The sequence below is a fragment of the Pseudoduganella buxea genome (genome assembly GCF_009720835.1).
GTDB lineage: Bacteria > Pseudomonadota > Gammaproteobacteria > Burkholderiales > Burkholderiaceae_D > Rugamonas > Rugamonas buxea.
In genome coordinates, this window is record NZ_WNKZ01000101.1 from 1 (window position 1) to 18,270 (window position 18,270).

At 69.5% G+C, this 18,270-nt stretch carries 7 protein-coding genes; all 7 read right to left on the minus strand.

The genetic code is table 11. The features are described from left to right. Positions 1–1,622, minus strand: a 1,622-nt coding sequence (locus tag GM672_RS23785; RefSeq protein ID WP_229417909.1) for a beta-ketoacyl synthase N-terminal-like domain-containing protein, incomplete at its 3' end; no start/stop codon positions are given. Positions 1,623–1,698: 76 nt separating this feature from the next. Next, entirely contained in the window at positions 1,699–3,057 is a 1,359-nt protein-coding gene (locus GM672_RS23790) for an MATE family efflux transporter (protein WP_155473013.1), read from the minus strand. Between the two features lie 13 nt (positions 3,058–3,070). Then, positions 3,071–3,850 carry a thioesterase II family protein gene (locus tag GM672_RS23795; protein WP_155473014.1) on the minus strand — a complete coding sequence of 260 codons (780 nt, stop codon included), beginning with the start codon at positions 3,848–3,850 and terminating at the stop codon, positions 3,071–3,073. Continuing rightward, positions 3,847–7,494: an SDR family NAD(P)-dependent oxidoreductase gene (locus GM672_RS23800; RefSeq protein ID WP_155473015.1), complete on the minus strand. Its 3,648-nt coding sequence runs from the start codon at positions 7,492–7,494 to the stop codon at positions 3,847–3,849. Before GM672_RS23800 ends, GM672_RS23795 begins: the two co-directional genes overlap by 4 nt. A gap of 15 nt (positions 7,495–7,509) precedes the next feature. After that, entirely contained in the window at positions 7,510–8,310 is an 801-nt protein-coding gene (locus GM672_RS23805) for a thioesterase II family protein (protein WP_155473016.1), read from the minus strand. After that, positions 8,310–9,254, minus strand: a complete 945-nt coding sequence (locus GM672_RS23810) for a chlorinating enzyme (protein ID WP_155473017.1) — start codon at positions 9,252–9,254, stop codon at positions 8,310–8,312. Before GM672_RS23810 ends, GM672_RS23805 begins: the two co-directional genes overlap by 1 nt. 45 nt (positions 9,255–9,299) lie before the next feature. Beyond that, the coding region (locus tag GM672_RS23815; RefSeq protein WP_155473018.1) for a non-ribosomal peptide synthetase at positions 9,300–18,270 on the minus strand (8,971 nt) is incomplete at its 5' end.

An 18,270-nucleotide genomic window follows, 5' to 3' on the forward strand; every position in this document is an offset into this window, starting at 1 on the left:
CCATCGGCGATGGCGTCGAGGGCCTCGGCCAGTTGCCGGCGCGATTGGCCCACGGCCGCCAGGCGCCAGCGGAAATGCTCGCGGCGCGTGGCGGCCGTATAGCAGATGTCGCGCAGGCTCGCCGTGTCCATGCGCAGCAGCGCGGCGTACTGGCGCGCCTGTGCCCGCAGGCTGGCCTCGTCCTTGGCCGACAGCGGCAGCAGTCGTACTGCGTCGTCCGCACCCTGCGCTTCCTGCGCTTCCTGCGCTTCCCCGCCTTTGCCCCGCGGCGCTGCCGGTACGCCGTCCTGCCCAGTGCAGGAAGCCAGCACCACGTGGGCATTCGTGCCGCCGGCGCCGGTGGCGCACACCAGCGCGCGCCGGGGGCCGTCCGCCGCAGGCCACTCCTGCGCCTGGGCGTTGACGTAGAACGGCGTGCGCGCCAGGTTGAGCAGGGGATTGGGCGCCACGAAGCCCGCCGTCGGCGGGATCACCGCGTGTTCCACGGCGAGGATCGCCTTGACGAGACTGGCCATGCCGGCGGCCGTGTCGAGGTGGCCGATATTGGATTTGACGGATCCGATGGCGCAACTGGCCGGCGCCATCTTCGCCTCACCGAATACCTGGGCCAGCGCGGCCACTTCGATGGGATCGCCCATCGCGGTGCCTGTGCCGTGGGCCTCCACCATGCCGATCAGCGCCGCCGAGATGCCGGCGTCGCGCAGCGCGGCCCGGATATTGGCCTTCTGGCCCTCGATGCTGGGCGCTGCGTAACTGACCTTGTTGGCGCCGTCGTTGTTGACCGCGATGCCCTGGATCAGGGCGTGCACGCGATCGTTGTCGCGCAGCGCGCAGTCGCGCCGGCGCAGCACCACCACGCCGACACCGTTGCCGCCGACAATGCCGGCGGCGTGCTGTTCGAACGGACGGCAGACCCCCTGGGACGAATAGATGCTGCCCTCGCTGTAGCGGTAGCCTGCGTGGCGGGGCGCATGGATGGCCGAGGCGCCGACCAGCGCGACATCGCACTCGCCACGGCGCAGGCTCTGGACGGCCAGTTGCAATGCGACGAGGGCCGACGAACAGGCCGTCTGCACGGCCATGCTGGGGCCTTTCAGGTTGAGGCGGTACGACAGCTGGGTCGGCAGATAGTCCTTGTCATTCAATACCTTGATCTGGATGGCGTCGATCGTGTCCAGCAATTCCTCATGATGGGCCACGTTGACGCGGTAATAGGTGTTCATCTCCTTCCCGGAATACAGGCTCATCCCCGAGGTCGCGAAGACGCCGATGCTGTCCGAGCGCCGGCGGCCCGTCTGGCCGGCCGCCTCCAGCGCCGCCCAGCCCGTTTCCAGGAACAGCCGGTACTGCGGGTCCATCACTTCCGCTTCGCGCCGGCTGAAGCCGAAGAAGCCCGCATCGAAGCGGTCGACGCCGTCGACCAGTGCCGACGCCGGCACATAGTCGTCCCGTTCCGCCTCGCTGCGTGGCACGCCGTCGGCAATGGCTGCTTCCTTGCTGAAGCGCTGGACCGAACACCGCCCCGCGATCAGGTTGGCCCAATAGGCGTCCAGCGTGGGCGCCTCGGGGAAGCGCACAGCCATGCCGACGACCGCGATCTGCTGGTCTTGCTTGCTGCTCATCTCATTCCTTCTTTCCGGAACACTGCTTTGCGTTGATGGATCGATGGCGGGGCAGGGCGCCCCGCACGGGCTTGTATCAGGCGCTGGGGCTGGCCGCGGTGGCGGGCGTGCAATAGGCCTGCCAGTGACCCGCATGCCAGCGCTGCAGGTTCACCATTGCGCGAACCAGCTCGTCGGCGGCGATGCCGGCCAACACGCCGGCCATGCCCCAGCCCAGATGCATGGCCAGGTACCAGGCCAGGCCCACGCCGAAGCCCCAGTGCGCGACGATGCTCGCCGCCACGGGGACGTTGACGTCGCCCGAACCGCGCAGCGACGGATAGATGATGAAATTGGCGGCGCGCATCGGTTCGATGATCAGCAGGTACAGCAGCACCAGCTGGCCCATGCGGATGATTTCCGGATCGTGCGTCAGCAGGCCCAGGATCCAGTGCGCGCCCAGGTTCACGAGGATGACGACGAGGATGGCGAACGGAATGAACTGCTTGAGGCTCGTTTTCAGCCGACTGTCGGCCTGCGCGAAGGCGCCCTTGCCCTGGTAGTGCGAAACGACGATCTGGGTACCGATGCCGATGGAGATGCCGCCTGCATAGGACAGCAGCACGAACAGGTTCTTGCCGTAGGCGAAAGCGGCGACGGCGGCCGTGCCCGTGATGGCCAGCATCGACATCATCACCAGCTGGCTGGCATTCTGCGACACCGGTTCGACGGTGGCGGGCAGGCCGATACGCAGCAGCCGCTTGAGTCCCCACACGGCGTCGGTGCGGCTGATCGTGTTCAGTCGCAGGCGCACGCCCAGGCGCACGAAGACGGCATAGGCCATGATGAGGATGGGAGGAATCTGCGCCGCCAGCGTCGCCATTGCCACCTCGGCCGGTCCCAGGCGCCAGCCCGGTACCCACTCGTACATCAGGCCGATGTTGCAGACGAAGTTCGTGACCGCCGAGCCGATCGCAGCGTACATGTTCCAGCGCGTTTCGCCGTGGGCAAACAGCAACGAGTTGAGGTTGATGAAGAACGCGTCCATCAGGAACAGCGGCGCGATGTACAGCACGTACTGGCGGCTCGCTTCGGCCACGTCCGGGCTGAAGCCCATCCAGTTGCCCAGGCGGCCGGACAGGCCGTAGAAGGACAGGCTCAGCGAGCAACCGACCAGCAGGCCGATCAACAGCATCACGGCAAACACGGCCGACACGCGGCGCGGTTGTCCCGCGCCCAGGGCCTGGCCCAGCAGGCTGGTGCCGCTGTCCGAGAAGGCATGCATCAACGCGATGCCCGACAGCAGCAGCGGCATCATCCCGCCTACGCCGGCGACGGCGGCGTCGGAGACGCGGCTGAGGAACACCGTGTCAGTGAGGAAGATGACGACCAGCAGCACCATCTGGATGAAGATGGGTGTGGTCAGCTTATAAAACTTGGTATTTTCGACAGACATGAAAAACTCGCTTTTACAGGGGTTGGGAAGGCGACACGGCGCTGGGAAAGTCCAGCAGTGCCGTGCGCAGCCGGCGCATATTGCTCGGTGCCCGGAGATAGAAGTGACCGCCAGGCATCAGGGCCAGCTTGAACGCGGACGCCGTATAGCGCTGCCACGGCAACAGGTGGGCCAGGCCGACCGTCTGGTCGTCGACGCCGCCCAGTGCCAGCAGGGGGCAATGCAGGCCGCGCTCGGGCGGAGCCAGGCGGCGCCCCGCGTCGGCCAGCACGAAGTCGGCGCGCACCCGGTCCAGCAGCTTGCCCTTCAGTTCCGGCTCGTCCAGCACTTCGGGCGGCAAGCCGTCGAATGCACGCAGGCATTCGAGCAAGGTGGCATCGCTGCAGTGGAGCAGGTCGGGCTCGAACACGGGCAGGTGGGGTGCGCGCCGTGCCGATACCGCCAGCCCGTCCAGGCCGAAGCTGCCCGCGCGCTGCACCTGCTGGGCGATCGCCAGCGCGATCAGCGCACCCATGCTGTGGCCGAACAGGCTGACGGGCCGGCCGCGGGCTACCGTGGCGATGGCGTCGCAAGCCGACTTCGCCACGGTATCCAGGCACAGGCAGAACGGTTCGTCGATGCGGGTCTCGCGCCCGGGCAACTGCACGGAGATGCATTCGGCCTCGCCCGCCAGCAGCGCCGGCCACTGGCGAAAAGCGGATGCGGCGCCGCCGGCGAAATGGCATGCCACCAGCAGCCTGGGGGCCTGCGGCTGCGCGGCGCCGTAGCGCACGAACCATTTCGAGAGCATCATCGCCCGGACCTGCCGCCGGCTTGCGCTTCCACGTGGTGCGCCAGCGCGCCCAAGGTAGGGAACTGGAACAGCTCGACCAGCTGCAGTTCCACCGAGGTGCGCTGGCGTATCAGTTCGCAGATGCGCGGCAGCAGCAGCGAATGCCCGCCGAGATCGAACAGGTTGTCGTCGGGATCCAGTTCCTCGAGTTCGAGCACCTCGCGCCAGACAGCGGCGATATCCTCCTCGAAATCGCGCGCGGCACCGGCGGCCGGCGCCTGCACCCGTTCGCGCAGATGCGCGGCCAGCGTGCTCACGGTGGGATACTGGAACAGCTGCACCGCCTCCACCTCGAAGCCCGTCCGGGCGCGGATATCCTGCTGCATCCGTGGCAGCAGCAGCGAATGGCCGCCCAGGTCGAACAGGTTGTCATCCGGCTCCGGCGGCTCGTCCAGTTCGAGCAGCGCCACCCAGATCGCGGACAGCGTTCCCTCGAGGGTATCGGCCGTGACGGCCGGCGCGGACGGCGGCAATGTCGGCGCTGACTGGGTCGCCGCGGGCGTCGCTTCCTGCAGTTCCTGCGGGCGCGCCGTCGCCATCATCTCGGCGACCATGGCGGGATTGGCGGCATCGATGCCGATCAGCGGGCTGTGGCAGTCGGCCGCCAGCGCGGCCCAGAAAGCGGCCACGCCGGCTTCCGGCGTCAGTACCCGATAGCCCCGCTGGCGCGTCAGTTCGGTCTGGGCGAAACCGGCGCTCAGTCCCGTTTCCTGCCACATCGACCAGCTCAGGCAGCGCACATCCGGCCCGCCCGCGACACCCAGTGCCCGCTCGGCCAGCGCTTCCTGGCTGCGGTTGGCGGCGGCATACAGGGCCGTGCCCGCGCCGCCGAAGTAGCCATTCACGGACGAGAACTGCACCAGTAATGGAATGGCGTGCGCCGTGGCCAGCCGGTAAAGCTGTTCGCCCCCGTGCAGCTTGCCTGCCAGGGCCGGCGCGATGTCCTGCAATGCCAGCTCGGCGATGGCGCACGAGGCGAACGTGCCGGCCAGGTTGAAGATGCCGTCGAGCTTGCCGCCGGCCCACACTTGCGCCGCCGCGACGGCCTGCTCCAGTGTGTCGCCACGGGTGACGTTGGCGCTGAAGTAGGCGACCCGTCCGGGATGGCGGCGCGTGAGGTCCTCGTAGCGTTCCAGCGCGGGACCGGCCGGCATCGTGCCCCGTCCGACGATGGCGACGCGCGCCTGCAGGCGCTCCAGCAATGCACCACTGACCAGACTGCCGATGCCGCCCAGCCCGCCGACGACGAGGTAGCGGCCCTCGGGACGGATGGCGGCAGGACGGCGCGGGCGGGCCGGCACGGCCGCCAGGCGCGCCACGTGGCGGCGGACGTCGCGGTAGGCCACCTCGACCTCGCGCTCGGCGCAGCCGGCCGCTTCCCGCTCCAGCAGTTCGGCCAGCGCCGCCACGGGCAGTGCGCCGATGTCGAGGTGGCGGCAGGTCAAGCCTGGATACTCCTGCGCGGCGGCCCGCAGCACGCCGATCGGCAGCGCATCGGCCGCTTCCACGGGCGCGTCGCCGGGGCCCACGCGCTGCACGTTCCGGCCCACCACCAGCAGCGTTGCGCGGCGGCGCGCCAGCGTCCGTCCCTCCAGCTGCAACAAGCTCAGCAGATTCCACAGGCCGTATTCGCCGGCCCCCGTCGGCCAGGCGAAGACGATCAGTTCCGGCAGCGTGTCGATCTGCAGTTGCGTGCCGAGGTAGGCGGGGAAGTCGGGCCCGGCATGGGGGTCGAGCGGCAGTCGCGTCAACGTATGGCCCCTCGCCGCCAGCGCATTGCCCAGTTCCTGCATGGTGTCGTCGGCAAAGGCCAGGCCGATGTGCCTGACCGCGCCGGCGGGCCCGGGCACGGGCGTTTCCTGCCATACGCGCCGGTGCAGCAAGCCTGGCGGGGTGGGCGCCAGCAGCGGCCAGGCCGCCCCCGCGCTCAGGTAGGCCGGCATCAGGCGGCCGTCGCGCAGCGCCGCCGCCAGTACCTCCTTCTGGATCTTGCCGATCGACGTCTTCGGCACGGCCGCCGGGGTCACGGGCACCAGGTAATCCGGCGCCAGCCGCAGCTTGCGGGTCAGCCGCTCGCGCACGGCGCGCAGCAGGGTGTCCGATACCGCGCCCGACGAGGCGAAGAAGGCCGCCACCCGGTCCGTGGCGTCGCCTTCGGCACGCACCGGTAGCACGGCCGTAAAGCTGGGCAGGACGCCGTCGACCTCGTCGATGACGCTTTCGATTTCATGGGCGCTGACATTGTGGCCGTTGATGATCAGGATATCCTTGTCGCGCCCGACGATGGCCAGCTGCCCGTCCTCGATGACGCCGCGGTCGCCCGTGTCGAACCAGCCGTCGGCCGTGAACGCCGCCCTGTTGGCATCCGCATCGCCCAGGTAGCCGTCGAAAACCGATACGCCGCGTACCTGCAGCCGTCCCGGCTCGCCCTGGGGCACGGCCTGCTGCTGTCCGTCGACCAGGCGCACGCTCGCGCCGGGAAGCGGCCCGCCCACGCTGACATGGCCGTCCCGCGTGGCCGGCAGCTGATGGAAGCGGTCGTTGTAGACGATGCCGGAACAGGTTTCCGACATCCCCCAGGCGGGATGCATGGCGTCGTCCCGCAGTCCATGGGGGCGCAGCAACGCCATGAACTGGTGCGCATGCGAGGCCACCACGGGTTCGCCGCCGTTGAGGATGAAGCGCAGCGGCGCCAGGTCCCAGCGGGCGGCCGCGATCTCGTCGGCATGCTGGTTGATCAGGTGGTAGGCGAAATTAGGCGCCCATGTGATGGTGACGCGGTGGCTGCTGCACCAGTCCAGCCAGCGCAACGGCCGTTCGAGGAACGCCGTCAGCGGGGCCTGGATCTGATGGCAGCCCGCGACCACGTCGCGCAAATGGAACATCACGAGGCCACCCACGTGATCGAGCGGCAGCCAGTTCAGGCTGACGTCGTCGGCGTGGAAGCCGTTGTGCAGGATGGTCGCGCGCGAACGGGCCAGCAGGCGGCGATGCGTCTGCGGCACCACCTTCGGGCGTGCGGTACTGCCGGAGGTCAGCAGGTACAAGGCCGGCTGGTCCGGGTCGCACCGGTGCGCGGCCGCCGCCGGCGCGTGGGCCAGCAGGGCGTCGAGCGGCAGCAGGGGCGACGCGCCGTGGCCGGCAAGCAGCCCGGCCAGCGCCGCACGGGCCTGCGGCTGGCAGATCAGCGGTGCGCCGGGGAAACGCTCCGCGCCATGCAGCAGGCGCGCGGCGACCTGGTCGTCCGGCTGGTAAAGCGACGGCACTGCCATCGGCACGGGCACGGCGCCGGCATGGACGCAGCCCCAGAACGCGGGCAGGAATTCTGCCGCATGGGTCAGTTGCAGCAGCACCGGCTGGCCGGGCCGCACGCCCTGGGCGGCCAGGCCGGCGGCCACGCGCAGCGCCTCGCGGTGGAGCTGTGCGTAAGGAAGGACGTGGCTGTCGCCCTTGTCGCGCAGGTAGGTAATGCCGTGGTCGGCGCGCGCGGCGCGCGCCAGCGCGTCGGCCAGGCACTGGGGCGCGCCGGGATCGTCGGTGAGTGGGGCGCCGTGCAGGATCGACAGGCCGGCGGTTTCGGCTTCTAGGCTGTGGTAGTCAGGCATAAAGGTCAGTGAGGATCAATGGGTAACAGTGGCGTTGGAGCGAAGCGCAAGCGCCCCGTGGATGTGCGTGGCGACGGCATCGGCGATCGGGCCGAGCTGGTTTCGGATAAAGAAATGCCCGCCGGGGAAAACGCGCAAGGCGAAGCGGTCCGACGTGTGCCGCCGCCAGCCCTGCACGCTGGCCGGCGGCGCGACGAAGTCGTCGGCGCCCGCGAAGGCCGTGAACGGCACGGCCAGGGGCCGGCGCGGCGCGCAGCGGTAGGCGGCGTCCAGGGCCAGGTCGGCACGAATCACGGGCAGGAACAGTTCGAGCAGCTCGCGGTTGGCGAACAGCGCGGGGTCGGTGCCTTCGTACCGGCGCAGCACCTCGACCAGTTCGGCGTCGGGCAACAGGTGCGTCGCGCGCTCGTTGCGTAGTTCGGGCGCGCTGTGGCCAGACACGAACAGGTGCAGGGGCGCCGTGCGGGCGTCCCGCGCCAGCGCGTGGGCCACCTCGAACGCCAGCAGGGCGCCCATGCTGTGGCCCAGCAGGAAGGTCGGCAGGCCGTCGTCCATTGCACGAATCGCGTCGACCACCTCGCCGGTCAGGCTTTCCCAGCAGTGAACCGGGCCGGCGGCGACACGGTCCTCGCGCCCCGGCGGCTGCACCGCCCACAGCGCGATCCGGTCGCCGAGCAGGCCGCGCCAGGGCAGGTAGAAGCTCGCCGCCGCGCCCGCGCAAGGGAAGCAGATCAGGCGAGCCTGCGCCTGTTGGGGGGCCGCCAGGCGCCGCAGCACACCCGCCTTCGCGGGCGCGGGCCGGTTCAAGGCCGGCATTACGCCGCGCGCGCCGGCGCCGCCGGCACGAAGGGGAAAGGCTCGCCCAGGTTGTTCTCGGTACGGATGGCGTTGTGCCCGTAGTTGTCGACGCCGCTGACGAGCACGGCGCCGTAGTTTGATTCGGTCAGGTCGAAGGTGCCGCCATGAGCCTGAAAGCGCGACTGGTCCGGATACACGCGCACGTGGGTCGGCGTATAGCGCGCCGTGATGGCGAAACGGGTGCTGCGCTTGGTGATGTTCGGGTGCGACGCGTGGACGCACTTGGCCGTGAAGATGACGCATTCGCCCGGCTGCATGCGCATCGTCAGGGCCTCGTTCTCGTCCGGCTGCCATTTCGGATCGACCTTGAACTCCTGGAAGTCATAGCCGAAGAACTGGGTATCGCTGTTGACCGACACGTACTGGTCCTGCCGGCCGACTTCGGTCAGCTTGGACTCGTCGTAATAGACCTTGCGATGGCTGCCGGGCAGGAATTTCATGCAGCCGTTTTCCAGGGTCGCCTCGGTGAACGCCGTCCACACGGTCACGTCGAGGTAGTTGTCCTCGCCGCGCTGTTCCGTCGCTTCCAGCATCGGCTTGCCCGTGGCGTACTGGTAGTTGGCCACCTGGTGCCATTCCGTGCCGGCGGCGCCGGGAAACTTCGGAAAGAACTCGCTGCGCCAGCACAGCAGGTCGGCGCCCAGGATGCCCTGCACGCGCCCGACGATGCCCGGATGGGCGATATGGCGGCTCAGTTCAGGAATGTCGAAATGGCGGTCGTAATTGACTTCGTTCTGGTGGATCGCATGGGTCTTGTCGAGGTTTTTCATGCGGATCGCATGCAGCATGGCTTTCGCCTCTTCCGGTTCGTACAGCTTGAACGGACCGATCACGCCGTCGCGGTGAAATTGCGCCAGCTCTTCCGGGCTGAGTTGATGAAGTGCGGAGGTAGATGTGCTCATGTTTTTCTTTCTCGGATAAAAATGGACGGTTGGCGGCTTGCGTGCTTACACCGCCGCCGTCGAGGGCTCGGACAAACTGTTCAAACACTGGAGGAAGCGCTCGGCGACCCGCACCACGCTGGCATGGCGCAGCTGGCGCGGGTCGTAGGCGAGGGCGAACACGGTGCCGGCGCCGGCGCGGTCCACGTACAACTGGCAGGCCACGCGGCGCGGGGCGGGAGTGCGGTAGTCGATGCAGGGACCCGCGCATTCGGCCGCATACTCGAGCAGGTCGCCCACCTTGCCCTGCTCGGCCGGCAGCAGCGACAGGTAATTGAAACCGATCTGCGGCAGCGGCAGGGCCGCCATCCGCCGCGCCATCGCGGCGTCGTCGCACAGGTAGCGCAACGCCGGCAGACCGATACCGTTGCGCGGGTGCTGGCGCCGTGCCGCGGCGACGGCCGCCAGGCGTTCGGCGGCACTGGCCGAGGTGTCCGGCGCCAGCAGCAAGGTGACGTTTTCCGCGGCCCGCATCACCGTGCGGGCGACATCGACGCCGGGGAACTGCGGCTTACGATTGGAGAACATGAAGTCGACGGCCAGGGTGCCGGCGCGCATCCGGTCGCTCCAGGCATCGTGCCAGGCCAGCAGCAGTGCGTCGACCAGGTCGCCGCTGCCGAGCCGGCGCACTGCATCGTTCAACGCCGCCGTGGCGGCTGCCGGCAGCTCGACGTAATGGATGGCCTGGCGCTCGGACAGCCGGTGCAGGGACGTGGCATCGCCGCCGCCGGTGAGCAGCGCATGCAGGGAAGCGTAGTCGTGCGCATCGGACAGCGTAGCCAGGCGCGCCGCCGCTTCCTCGTCGCCGATGGCGTCGAGCACCAGCGGCTGGCAATGCTGCCATGGCAAGCCGAGCCAGTGCGACGCTTCGGCCAGCGCTTCGCCGTTGGCGTACTGGTGATAGCGCAGCAGCCACTCGGAGAACGCGCTGGACGGCGGCAGCACGGCGACCCGGCCGGCGATCCTCGCCTCGCTTGCGGCGAGCAGGTCTTCCACCACCAGTTGGAAGCCGTAGGCGTCGGTCACGCCGAAGTGGCAGATGAGCAGCAGGCGGGCCGGCTCGCCGTCGCCCATCGCGAACCAGGTCGCGCTGCACAGCGGCGCACCCTGTTCGAGGCGGAAGCCCGTCTGCAGGCCGGCTGCGTGGCGCTCCAGCGCCGCTGTCCGCTCGTTCGCAGGCAGGCCGGCCAGGTCGCAAAAGCGCAGCGGCACCGCCGCGCCATCGCCCACGCGTTGCTGCCAGCGGCCATCGTGCTGCCACAATTGCAGGCACAAGGCTTCGTGGTGGCGTACCACGTCCTGCCAGGCTTGTTCCAGCAATTCGCGCGTCAGCGCCGGGGCGATCACGCGGAACAGCTTGGCCAGGTTGAAATGGTGGCGGTAGCCGAACTGCTCGGCGTGATAGCGGAAGCTGGGCAGCGCCGGCAGCAGCCGTCGCGCTGCCGGCGCCACCGCGGCACCATCATGCGCCGCCGGCGCCGTCGCCACGCCGTCTTCGCCCCGCGCCGAAGGCAGCAGGGCGGCCAGCTGGGCGACGGTGGTGTACTGGAACAGCTGGGTGATGCGCAGCGCCACGCCCAGTGCGGCCTGGATGGCGCCCTGCAACTGCGCCAGTTGCAGCGAGCTGCCGCCCAGTTCGAAGAAATCGTCGTCTCGTCCCACGGCGGCAACGCCCAGGACCTGGCCGAACACCTGCGCCAGCGCCTGTTCGTCGGCGCTGGCCGGCGCCACGAATGGCCGATCGTCGGCCGGTGCCGCGGTCGCCACGGGCAGGCGGCGGCGGTCGACCTTGCCATTGGCCGAGTGGGGCAGGGCATCGACGATATTGACCAGCGAAGGCACCATGTAGTCGGGCAGCAGGGCCTTGAGCTCCTGGCGCAGGGCCGCACCGGACGTGGCGGCCTGGCCGGCCAGGCAAACGTGGCTGACGATGCTGGCCTCGCCATTCGCGGAAGCTTGCAGTACGCTGGCAGCCTCGCGCACGCCGGCCAGGCGCAGCAGCGCCGCGTCGATTTCGCCCAGTTCGACGCGGAAGCCGCGCAGCTTGACCTGTTCGTCAACCCGTCCGACGATATCCAGGCCGCCGTTGGCGCGATAGCGTCCCAGGTCGCCGCTGCGGTAGGCGCGGCCCGGACCGAAGGGATCGGCCACGAAGCGTGCGCGGTTCAGTTCATCGTTGCCCAGGTAGCCCGCCGCCACGCCGTCGCCGGCGATCAGCACCTCGCCCAGGTGGCCCTCCGGTACCGGCTGGCCGGCGGGATCGACGACGTGGACGGCCAGGTGGGGCAGCGCCGGGCCGACCGGCACCAGTGCACGCTCCAGGTGGCGCGGCTCGATCCGGAGCAGGTTCGACCACACCGTCGTCTCGGTAGGGCCATAGCCGTTCCACAGCGAGTGGCCGAGCGCCAGCAGGCGCCGCGCCAGCGCCGCGTCGAGCAGTTCGCCGCCGGCGCAGATGCGCAGGCGCATGCTGCCGCGCCATTCGTCATTGACCAGCATGCGCCACATGGTGGGCGTGGCCTGCATGAAGTCGACCCGGTGTTCGTCGAGCAGGGCCATGATACAGCGGGGGGCGAGGCGTTCGTCGGCCGTCGCGATGACGCAGCAGCCGGCGCCGAACAGGGGCAGGAAGAAATCCGGTACCGACATGTCGAAGGCGGTCGGCGCCACATTGAGCCAGGTCTCGCCGCCCGTCATGTCCAACGCGGCCAGGGCCGCGCCGGCAAACCGCATCACATTGTGCTGGGTCACGCGCACGCCCTTCGGTGTGCCGCTGCTGCCCGAGGTATACATCAGGTATGCCAGGCCTGCGGCGTCCTGCGCGGCCTCCGGCTGGCGCGACGATGCCGCCTTGAAGGTGCGCATCGGCTCGTCCAGCAGGGCCTTGGGGCGGCGGTCGTCGGCCAGCAGGGCTTGCGCGACGTCGGCCTGGTGCAGCAGCATGGCGGCGCCGGCGTCGTCCATGATGGCGCGCAGGCGTTCGGCCGGATAACGCAGGTTCAGCGGCAGGTAGGCGGCGCCCGCCTTGAGCACGCCGTGGATCGCCAGCAGCTGTTCGATCGACGGATCGCAGGCGATGGCGACGACGGCACCGGCACCGATGCCGTATTGCTTCAGGTGGTTGGCGATGCGGTTCGCGCCCTTGGCCAGATCCGCGTACGTGATGGCGCGCTGTCCGCAGCGCGCCGCGACCCGCTTCGGATGCCGCGCCGCGCAGTCGTCCAGCAGCTGGCTCAGGGTCTGTCCCGCCGGCGCCGGCGCGCTGTTGCCGGCCTTCGCCAGCACGGCCGCGCGGCCGGTATCGTCCAGCAGCGGCAGTTGGGCAACGGGCGCCAGCGGCGCGTCGACCAGTTCGCGCAGCAGCACGCTGAACTGCGCGGCCAGTTGCGCGACCGTCTCGCGGTCGAACAGGTCGGTGTTGTAGTCCCACGCGATCTCGACGGCACCGTCCACTTCCATCAGGTTCGGCATCAGCTCGAACTCGACGTAGCGGGGCCGCCATGGCAGCGGCGCCACCGTCAGGCCGGGCATGGCGGGCAGCGTTACCCGGTCCCAGTTGAAGGCCACGCTGAAGAACGGCGCCCGGCTGGCATCGCGTACGGGCAGCGCCTTGCTGACCAGGGCGCTGAACGGATACTCCTGGTTGTCGTACACGTCCAGCAGGCTTGCCTTCAGGGCCTGCAGGTAGTCACGGCCCGTCATCCCGGCCGACAGGCGGCTGACCACGGGGTAGACGTTCGACAGGTAGCCGATGATATGCTCGCCGCCAGGCAGGCCGCGGCCGGAGAACGGCACGCCGATGGCCACTTCGTCATGGCGGCCCAGGCGGTGCAGCAGGATGGCGAAGGCGCCCAGCGCCACCATGAAGTAAGTGCAGCCTTCTTGCCGGCCAAATTCCTGCAGGCGGGTATAGAACTGGGCGTCGAGCGCCACGGTGACGCGGTCGCCTGCATAGGTCTTCACGGGCGGGCGGGCGCGGTCGATCGGCAGCTCGGGCGGGGCCGGCAGATCCCGCACGGCGGCCAGCCAGAAAGCCTCCTGCTGCCGCATCGCCGTGCCATCCATGTGGCCGGCGCGCCAGGCCAGGTGGTCGCCCACCTGCAGCGGCTGCGCCACCAGCGCGGGCGCGCAGGGGTCGCCCGTTTCGGCCCGGTACAGGGCCGCCAGCTCGCCGAGGAATACGCCGATCGACGAGCCGTCCACCGCCAGGTGGTGGGCGCTCAGCACGAGCACCCAGCGCCGTTCGCCGGTGGTCAGCAGTGTCAGGCGGTGCAAGCCGTGCTGCAGGTCGTACGGCGTCTGCGCCTCCAGCTGGAGCAGCGCCTGCAATTGCTGTTCGGCCTGCTCTTGCGGCAGGCTGCGCAGGTCGACGACGGCGATCGGATGGGCCAGGACGGGGTGGATCACCAGCTCGTTGGTGGCTTCGTCGATCGTCATCCGCAGCGCGTCGTGGCGGCTCGTGACCTTGCCGTACGCGCGCTCCAGCGCGGCCGCGTCGAGGGAGCCGTCCAGCGCGAGGACGGAGGTCTGGGAGAAGGCCAGCATGCCGTCGTCGCCAAACTTGGTCAGGAACAGCAGCATGCGCTGGTCGTCGCTGAGCGGCAGCTTGCGCTCCCCAGCGACGGCGCCGGCGGCGACGGCGGGTGCAGCAGCCGATGCAGCAGGGGCCTCCTGCAGGCGCGCCGTGTCGCGCACGACGATGGGCGCGACGGAACCGGCGTTGAACGGCGCCGGCGCGCTGCGGTCGAAGCGCTGGCGCAATTCGCCCAGGGCGCCGAAGGATTGCGCCGCGAAGCCGTGATCGACACCGAAATCGACGAAGCAAGCCACCTCGTTGACGCCGGCTGCGACCAGTCGTTCGACCACCGCCGCGCAGCTGTCCGGCGTGCCGATCAGGGCGCTGCCGTCCGCATACCGTTCATAGGCGGCGTTGAGCAGGAAGGCCCGGTCGTCCGCCGTGAGCGCGTCGAAGTCGGCGGCCAGTCCTTCGCTTTGCACCATTTTCTGGAACAGGCCCAGCGAGGAGCCCAGGTAACGGCAGAACGGCGCACGTGCCTGCTCGCGCACTTCGCGCAGGTCGTGGCCGACCAGGGTATGCACCAGCACGGTGACGTGGCCACCGGCGGGGTCCAGGCCGGCCTGCGCGCGGGCGGCGCGGTACAGCGCGATGTTCTCCGCCACGTCCTCGATCTTCTGGCCCAGCAGGTTGGTGAGGATGCCCACGCCCATGCGGCCAGCGATCTCGTAGACTTCCTTGTTGCCCAGGGTCGTCAGCCACATCGGCAGGCCGTCACGCACGGGACGCGGGTGCATCTTCAGCGACACCTGGCGCTCCTGCGGCCCTGGCAGCGTGACCGTTTCGCCCAGCCACAGGCGCTGCACGGTGCCGATACGCTCGATCATGGCGTCGCGATTATTGCCCCATGCGTCGGGATTGAGGACGAAATCGTTCACATGCCAGCCCGAGGCGAACGCGATCCCCGTGCGGCCGCGCGCCAGGTTGTCGACGACTGACCATTCCTCGGCCACCCGGACCGGATGGTGCAGCGGCAGCAGTACGCTGGCGCGTAGGTCGATGCGCGAGGTTTCGCGCGCCAGCGCGGCCGCGACGACGGCTGGATTGGGCGAAAAGCCGCCGAACGAATCGAAGTGGCGCTCGGGCAGCCACAGCGCGGTAAAGCCGGCCCGGTCGGCGAAGCGCGCCCCTTCGAGCAGGAAGTCGTACTTGTCATGCTCGCTGCCGTCCTCGCAATTGCCGAAGTAGTACAGGCTGAACTGCACTTGCGCGGCATTGGCGCGCGTGGCGATAAAGCGGGGGTCCACCAGTGCAGATGGCCAGTCAGGGCGCGGGGCCGGCCGGGCGGCGGCCACGGTGCTTGGCACCGGATGTGGCGCCACCGCCGGGGCAGGCGCCGCCGCCGCGACGGTGGCCCGCGACAGGATCGAGGAGTGCGGCTTGCCGCCGCCGGGGCCGCGCGGCGCATCGGACGACGCTTGCCAGAACCCGGCCGCCTTCAGCTCGGCCACGCTGTCGTTGACCGCGCGGACGATATGATCCATGTCGGCGTCGGTGTGGGCGGTGGAGATGAAGCAGGTGCGACCCTCCCACACGTACACGCCTTTTTCGATCAGGTGGTAGAAGAACAGGTCCAGTTCCAGCGGCTGGTAGACGAAACTCAGGTTGCCCGATTGCGAGAAGCGGAAGAAGGAACCGAAGTTGTGCATCCGCAGCGGCACGGCATGGGCGGCGAAAACCTCGTTGAGGACCTCGCCCAGCCGCTCGGCGCGGGCATTGAGTTGCTGCTGCAGGGCGGGGCCATGGCGCAGCATTTCCGTCAGCGTCGCGTGCGCGGCCGCCATCGCCAGCGGGTGCTTGCAGAACGTGCCGGCCGTGTACGTGGTGTCGGCATCGGGCGCGGACTGGTCGCCAAAGCGCCAGGCGCCGCCGTCGACCTTGTCCATGCACCAGGCGCGGCCCGTGACGGCGCCCAGCGGCAAGCCGCCGCCGATCACCTTGCCGTAGGTGACCATGTCGGCCTCGACGCCGAACCACTGCTGTGCACCGCCCAGGGCAATGCGGAAGCCGACCAGGATCTCGTCGAAAATGAGCACGATGCCGTGCTTCGCCGTCACCTCGCGCAGCGCATGGAGGAATTCGCGCGGATGCAGGTCCGGGCGCCGGTTCTGCACCGGTTCGACCATGACGGCGCCGATTTCATGGGCGTGCCGCCGGATCAGATCGATCGCCGCCATGTCGGCGAAGGGCAGCACGATGACGTCGTCGACCATCGATTGCGGCGTACCGAGCACCATCGGCATGGCGCCGCCTTCCTGGGCTTCAGGATTGGATACCACCATGGTGCCGTCGGAGTGCCCGTGGTAGGCGTTCTGGAACAGCACCACCTTCGGGCGACGGGTGGCGGCCCGGCCGATGCGCAGCGCCGTCATCGTCGCCTCGGTGCCGGAGTTGCAGAACAGGACCCGCTCGACGCCCGTGGCCTGCTTGATCAGTTCCGCGCAGCCATGCGCCATCGCGTTTTCCGGTCCGATCTGGAAGCCCTTCGCCAACTGGGCCGTCAGCGCTTCCGTGACAAACTCAGGTCGGTGGCCAAACAGCGTGGCGCCGAAGCCCATCGCCAGGTCGACATACTCGTTGCCGTCCGTGTCGCGCAGGCGTGCGCCGGCCGATTCGGTGGCGACGATGGGGTAAGCCAGTTCCTTCGTTTCGAGGCGGAAGCCGGACGAGGACCGGCGGTTATTGCACAGCACCGCGCGGCTGCCCTGGGCCAGTGCCTTGGAGCCAGCCGTCTTGGCCGTGTAGCGGGCGACGAAGTCCGTCAGGTAGCGTTGCTGGCGCCCGTCCAGCGTCGATCCGGCTAGCCAGGCGGGCAGCCCTGCCGGCGCCACTGTGGCGGGGGCGGCGGAAAATGCCGGTGGGGTGTAGCCGGCCCGTGGCGCGGCCGGGGCTGCGAACGACGGCGTCGTCGGGGCCGCCGGGGGCGTCACGAACCTTGGCGCGGCCAGCGGCGCAGCGGTAGCAGGGGCGGGCTCGGGGGCGGCGGGGACCGGACGGCCCGCCGGCACATTGCCGAGGCGCCCGGCGATGCTGGCGATGGTCAGGTACTGCTCGAACATCTCGCGCATCGACAGCTTGACGCCCCACGTATCGGCAATGCGCTTGATCGCCGCCGTCATGACGAACGAATCGGCACCCAGTTGCATCAATGGCGCGTCCTCGTCGAGGTCGGCGCCGGGCTGGCCGAGCAGCTCGGCAAACATTGCCTTGATCCGGTGCAGCACGGTCGCGTCGGTGGGCGGCATCGTTACGGCGACAGGGATGCTGGCCGGGATGGCGGCAGGCGTACTGGCCGAGACGGCGGGCCGGGACGGCGGTGCCGCCACGCCGGCTTGCGCGGGCGCCGGGCTTTCCAGCAGGCGCTCGGCAATGCTGCCGATGGTGAGATAGCGTTCGAACAGCTCGCGCATCGACAGCTTGACCTGCCAGGTATCGTGGATGCGCTTGATCGCCGCGGTCATCACGAACGAATCGGCGCCGAGCTGCATCAGGGGAATGCTGTCGTTGAGCGCAGTGCCGGGCTGGCCCAGCAGCTCTGCGAACATGGCGCCCAGTGCCGTGGCGATATCGGCCTTGCGCGCGTCGTTGCGGCGGGACTCGGCAGGCTCGCTGTGGGTGGTATTGAATGACATGTGATTCGTTTCCAGATCGATCGCCCAGTAGTGGGCACGGTTGAACGGATAGGCAGGCAACGGGGTGGGGCGCACCGGTTCGTGCGCCAGCACGTCCTGCCAGGCGATGTCGGCGCCACGCACGTGCAGGGCGGCCAAGGTCCCGGCCAGTGTGGCCAGGGCCTTGCCGGGCGCCAGGCTGGGCAAGGCCGTCAGTTGGCTGCCGGCGGCCCGCACGAAATGGCTCAGGACGGGGCGTGGCCCCAGTTCCAGGAACAGGGTGTGGCCGGCCCTGGCCAGCGCCTGCACGCCTTGCTCGAAGCGGACCGGCTGGCGCACCTGCTTGGCCCAGTAGCCGGGCAGGGCCAGTTCGGCGCCGGCCAGTTCGCCGCTGACATTGGAGGCCAGCGGCAGTGCGGGTGCCTGCAGGCGCAGGCTGGCGGCACCGGCCGTGAGCGCCGTCAGCACGGGCGCCATTGCTGCCGAGTGGAAGGCGTGCGAGACGGGCAGCTGGCGTGGCACGATGCCGTCGCCGTCGCACTGGCGCGCCAGCGCCTCGATGGCGTCCTGCGGTCCCGCCACGACGAGGGCCTCGGGGCTGTTAAAGGCCGCCACTTCCAGGCCGGCCGGCAGCTGGCCGCACAAGGCCGCCAGGCGCGGCGCGGGTCCTTGCAGCGCCAGCATGGCACCGCCGGCGGGCAAGGCTCCCATCAGTTCCGAGCGCAACAGCAGCAGGCCGAAGGCATCCTCCAGCGAGAACACGCCGGCCACGTGCGCGGCTACGTATTCG

Bases quoted from the DNA above. Each gene is read 5' to 3' on its own strand.
- GM672_RS23790 (WP_155473013.1), bottom strand. From the start codon at position 3,057: ATGTCTGTCGAAAATACCAAGTTTTATAAGCTGACCACACCCATCTTC.
- GM672_RS23795 (WP_155473014.1), bottom strand. From the start codon at position 3,850: ATGATGCTCTCGAAATGGTTCGTGCGCTACGGCGCCGCGCAGCCGCAG.
- GM672_RS23800 (WP_155473015.1), bottom strand. From the start codon at position 7,494: ATGCCTGACTACCACAGCCTAGAAGCCGAAACCGCCGGCCTGTCGATC.
- GM672_RS23805 (WP_155473016.1), bottom strand. From the start codon at position 8,310: ATGCCGGCCTTGAACCGGCCCGCGCCCGCGAAGGCGGGTGTGCTGCGG.
- GM672_RS23810 (WP_155473017.1), bottom strand. From the start codon at position 9,254: ATGAGCACATCTACCTCCGCACTTCATCAACTCAGCCCGGAAGAGCTG.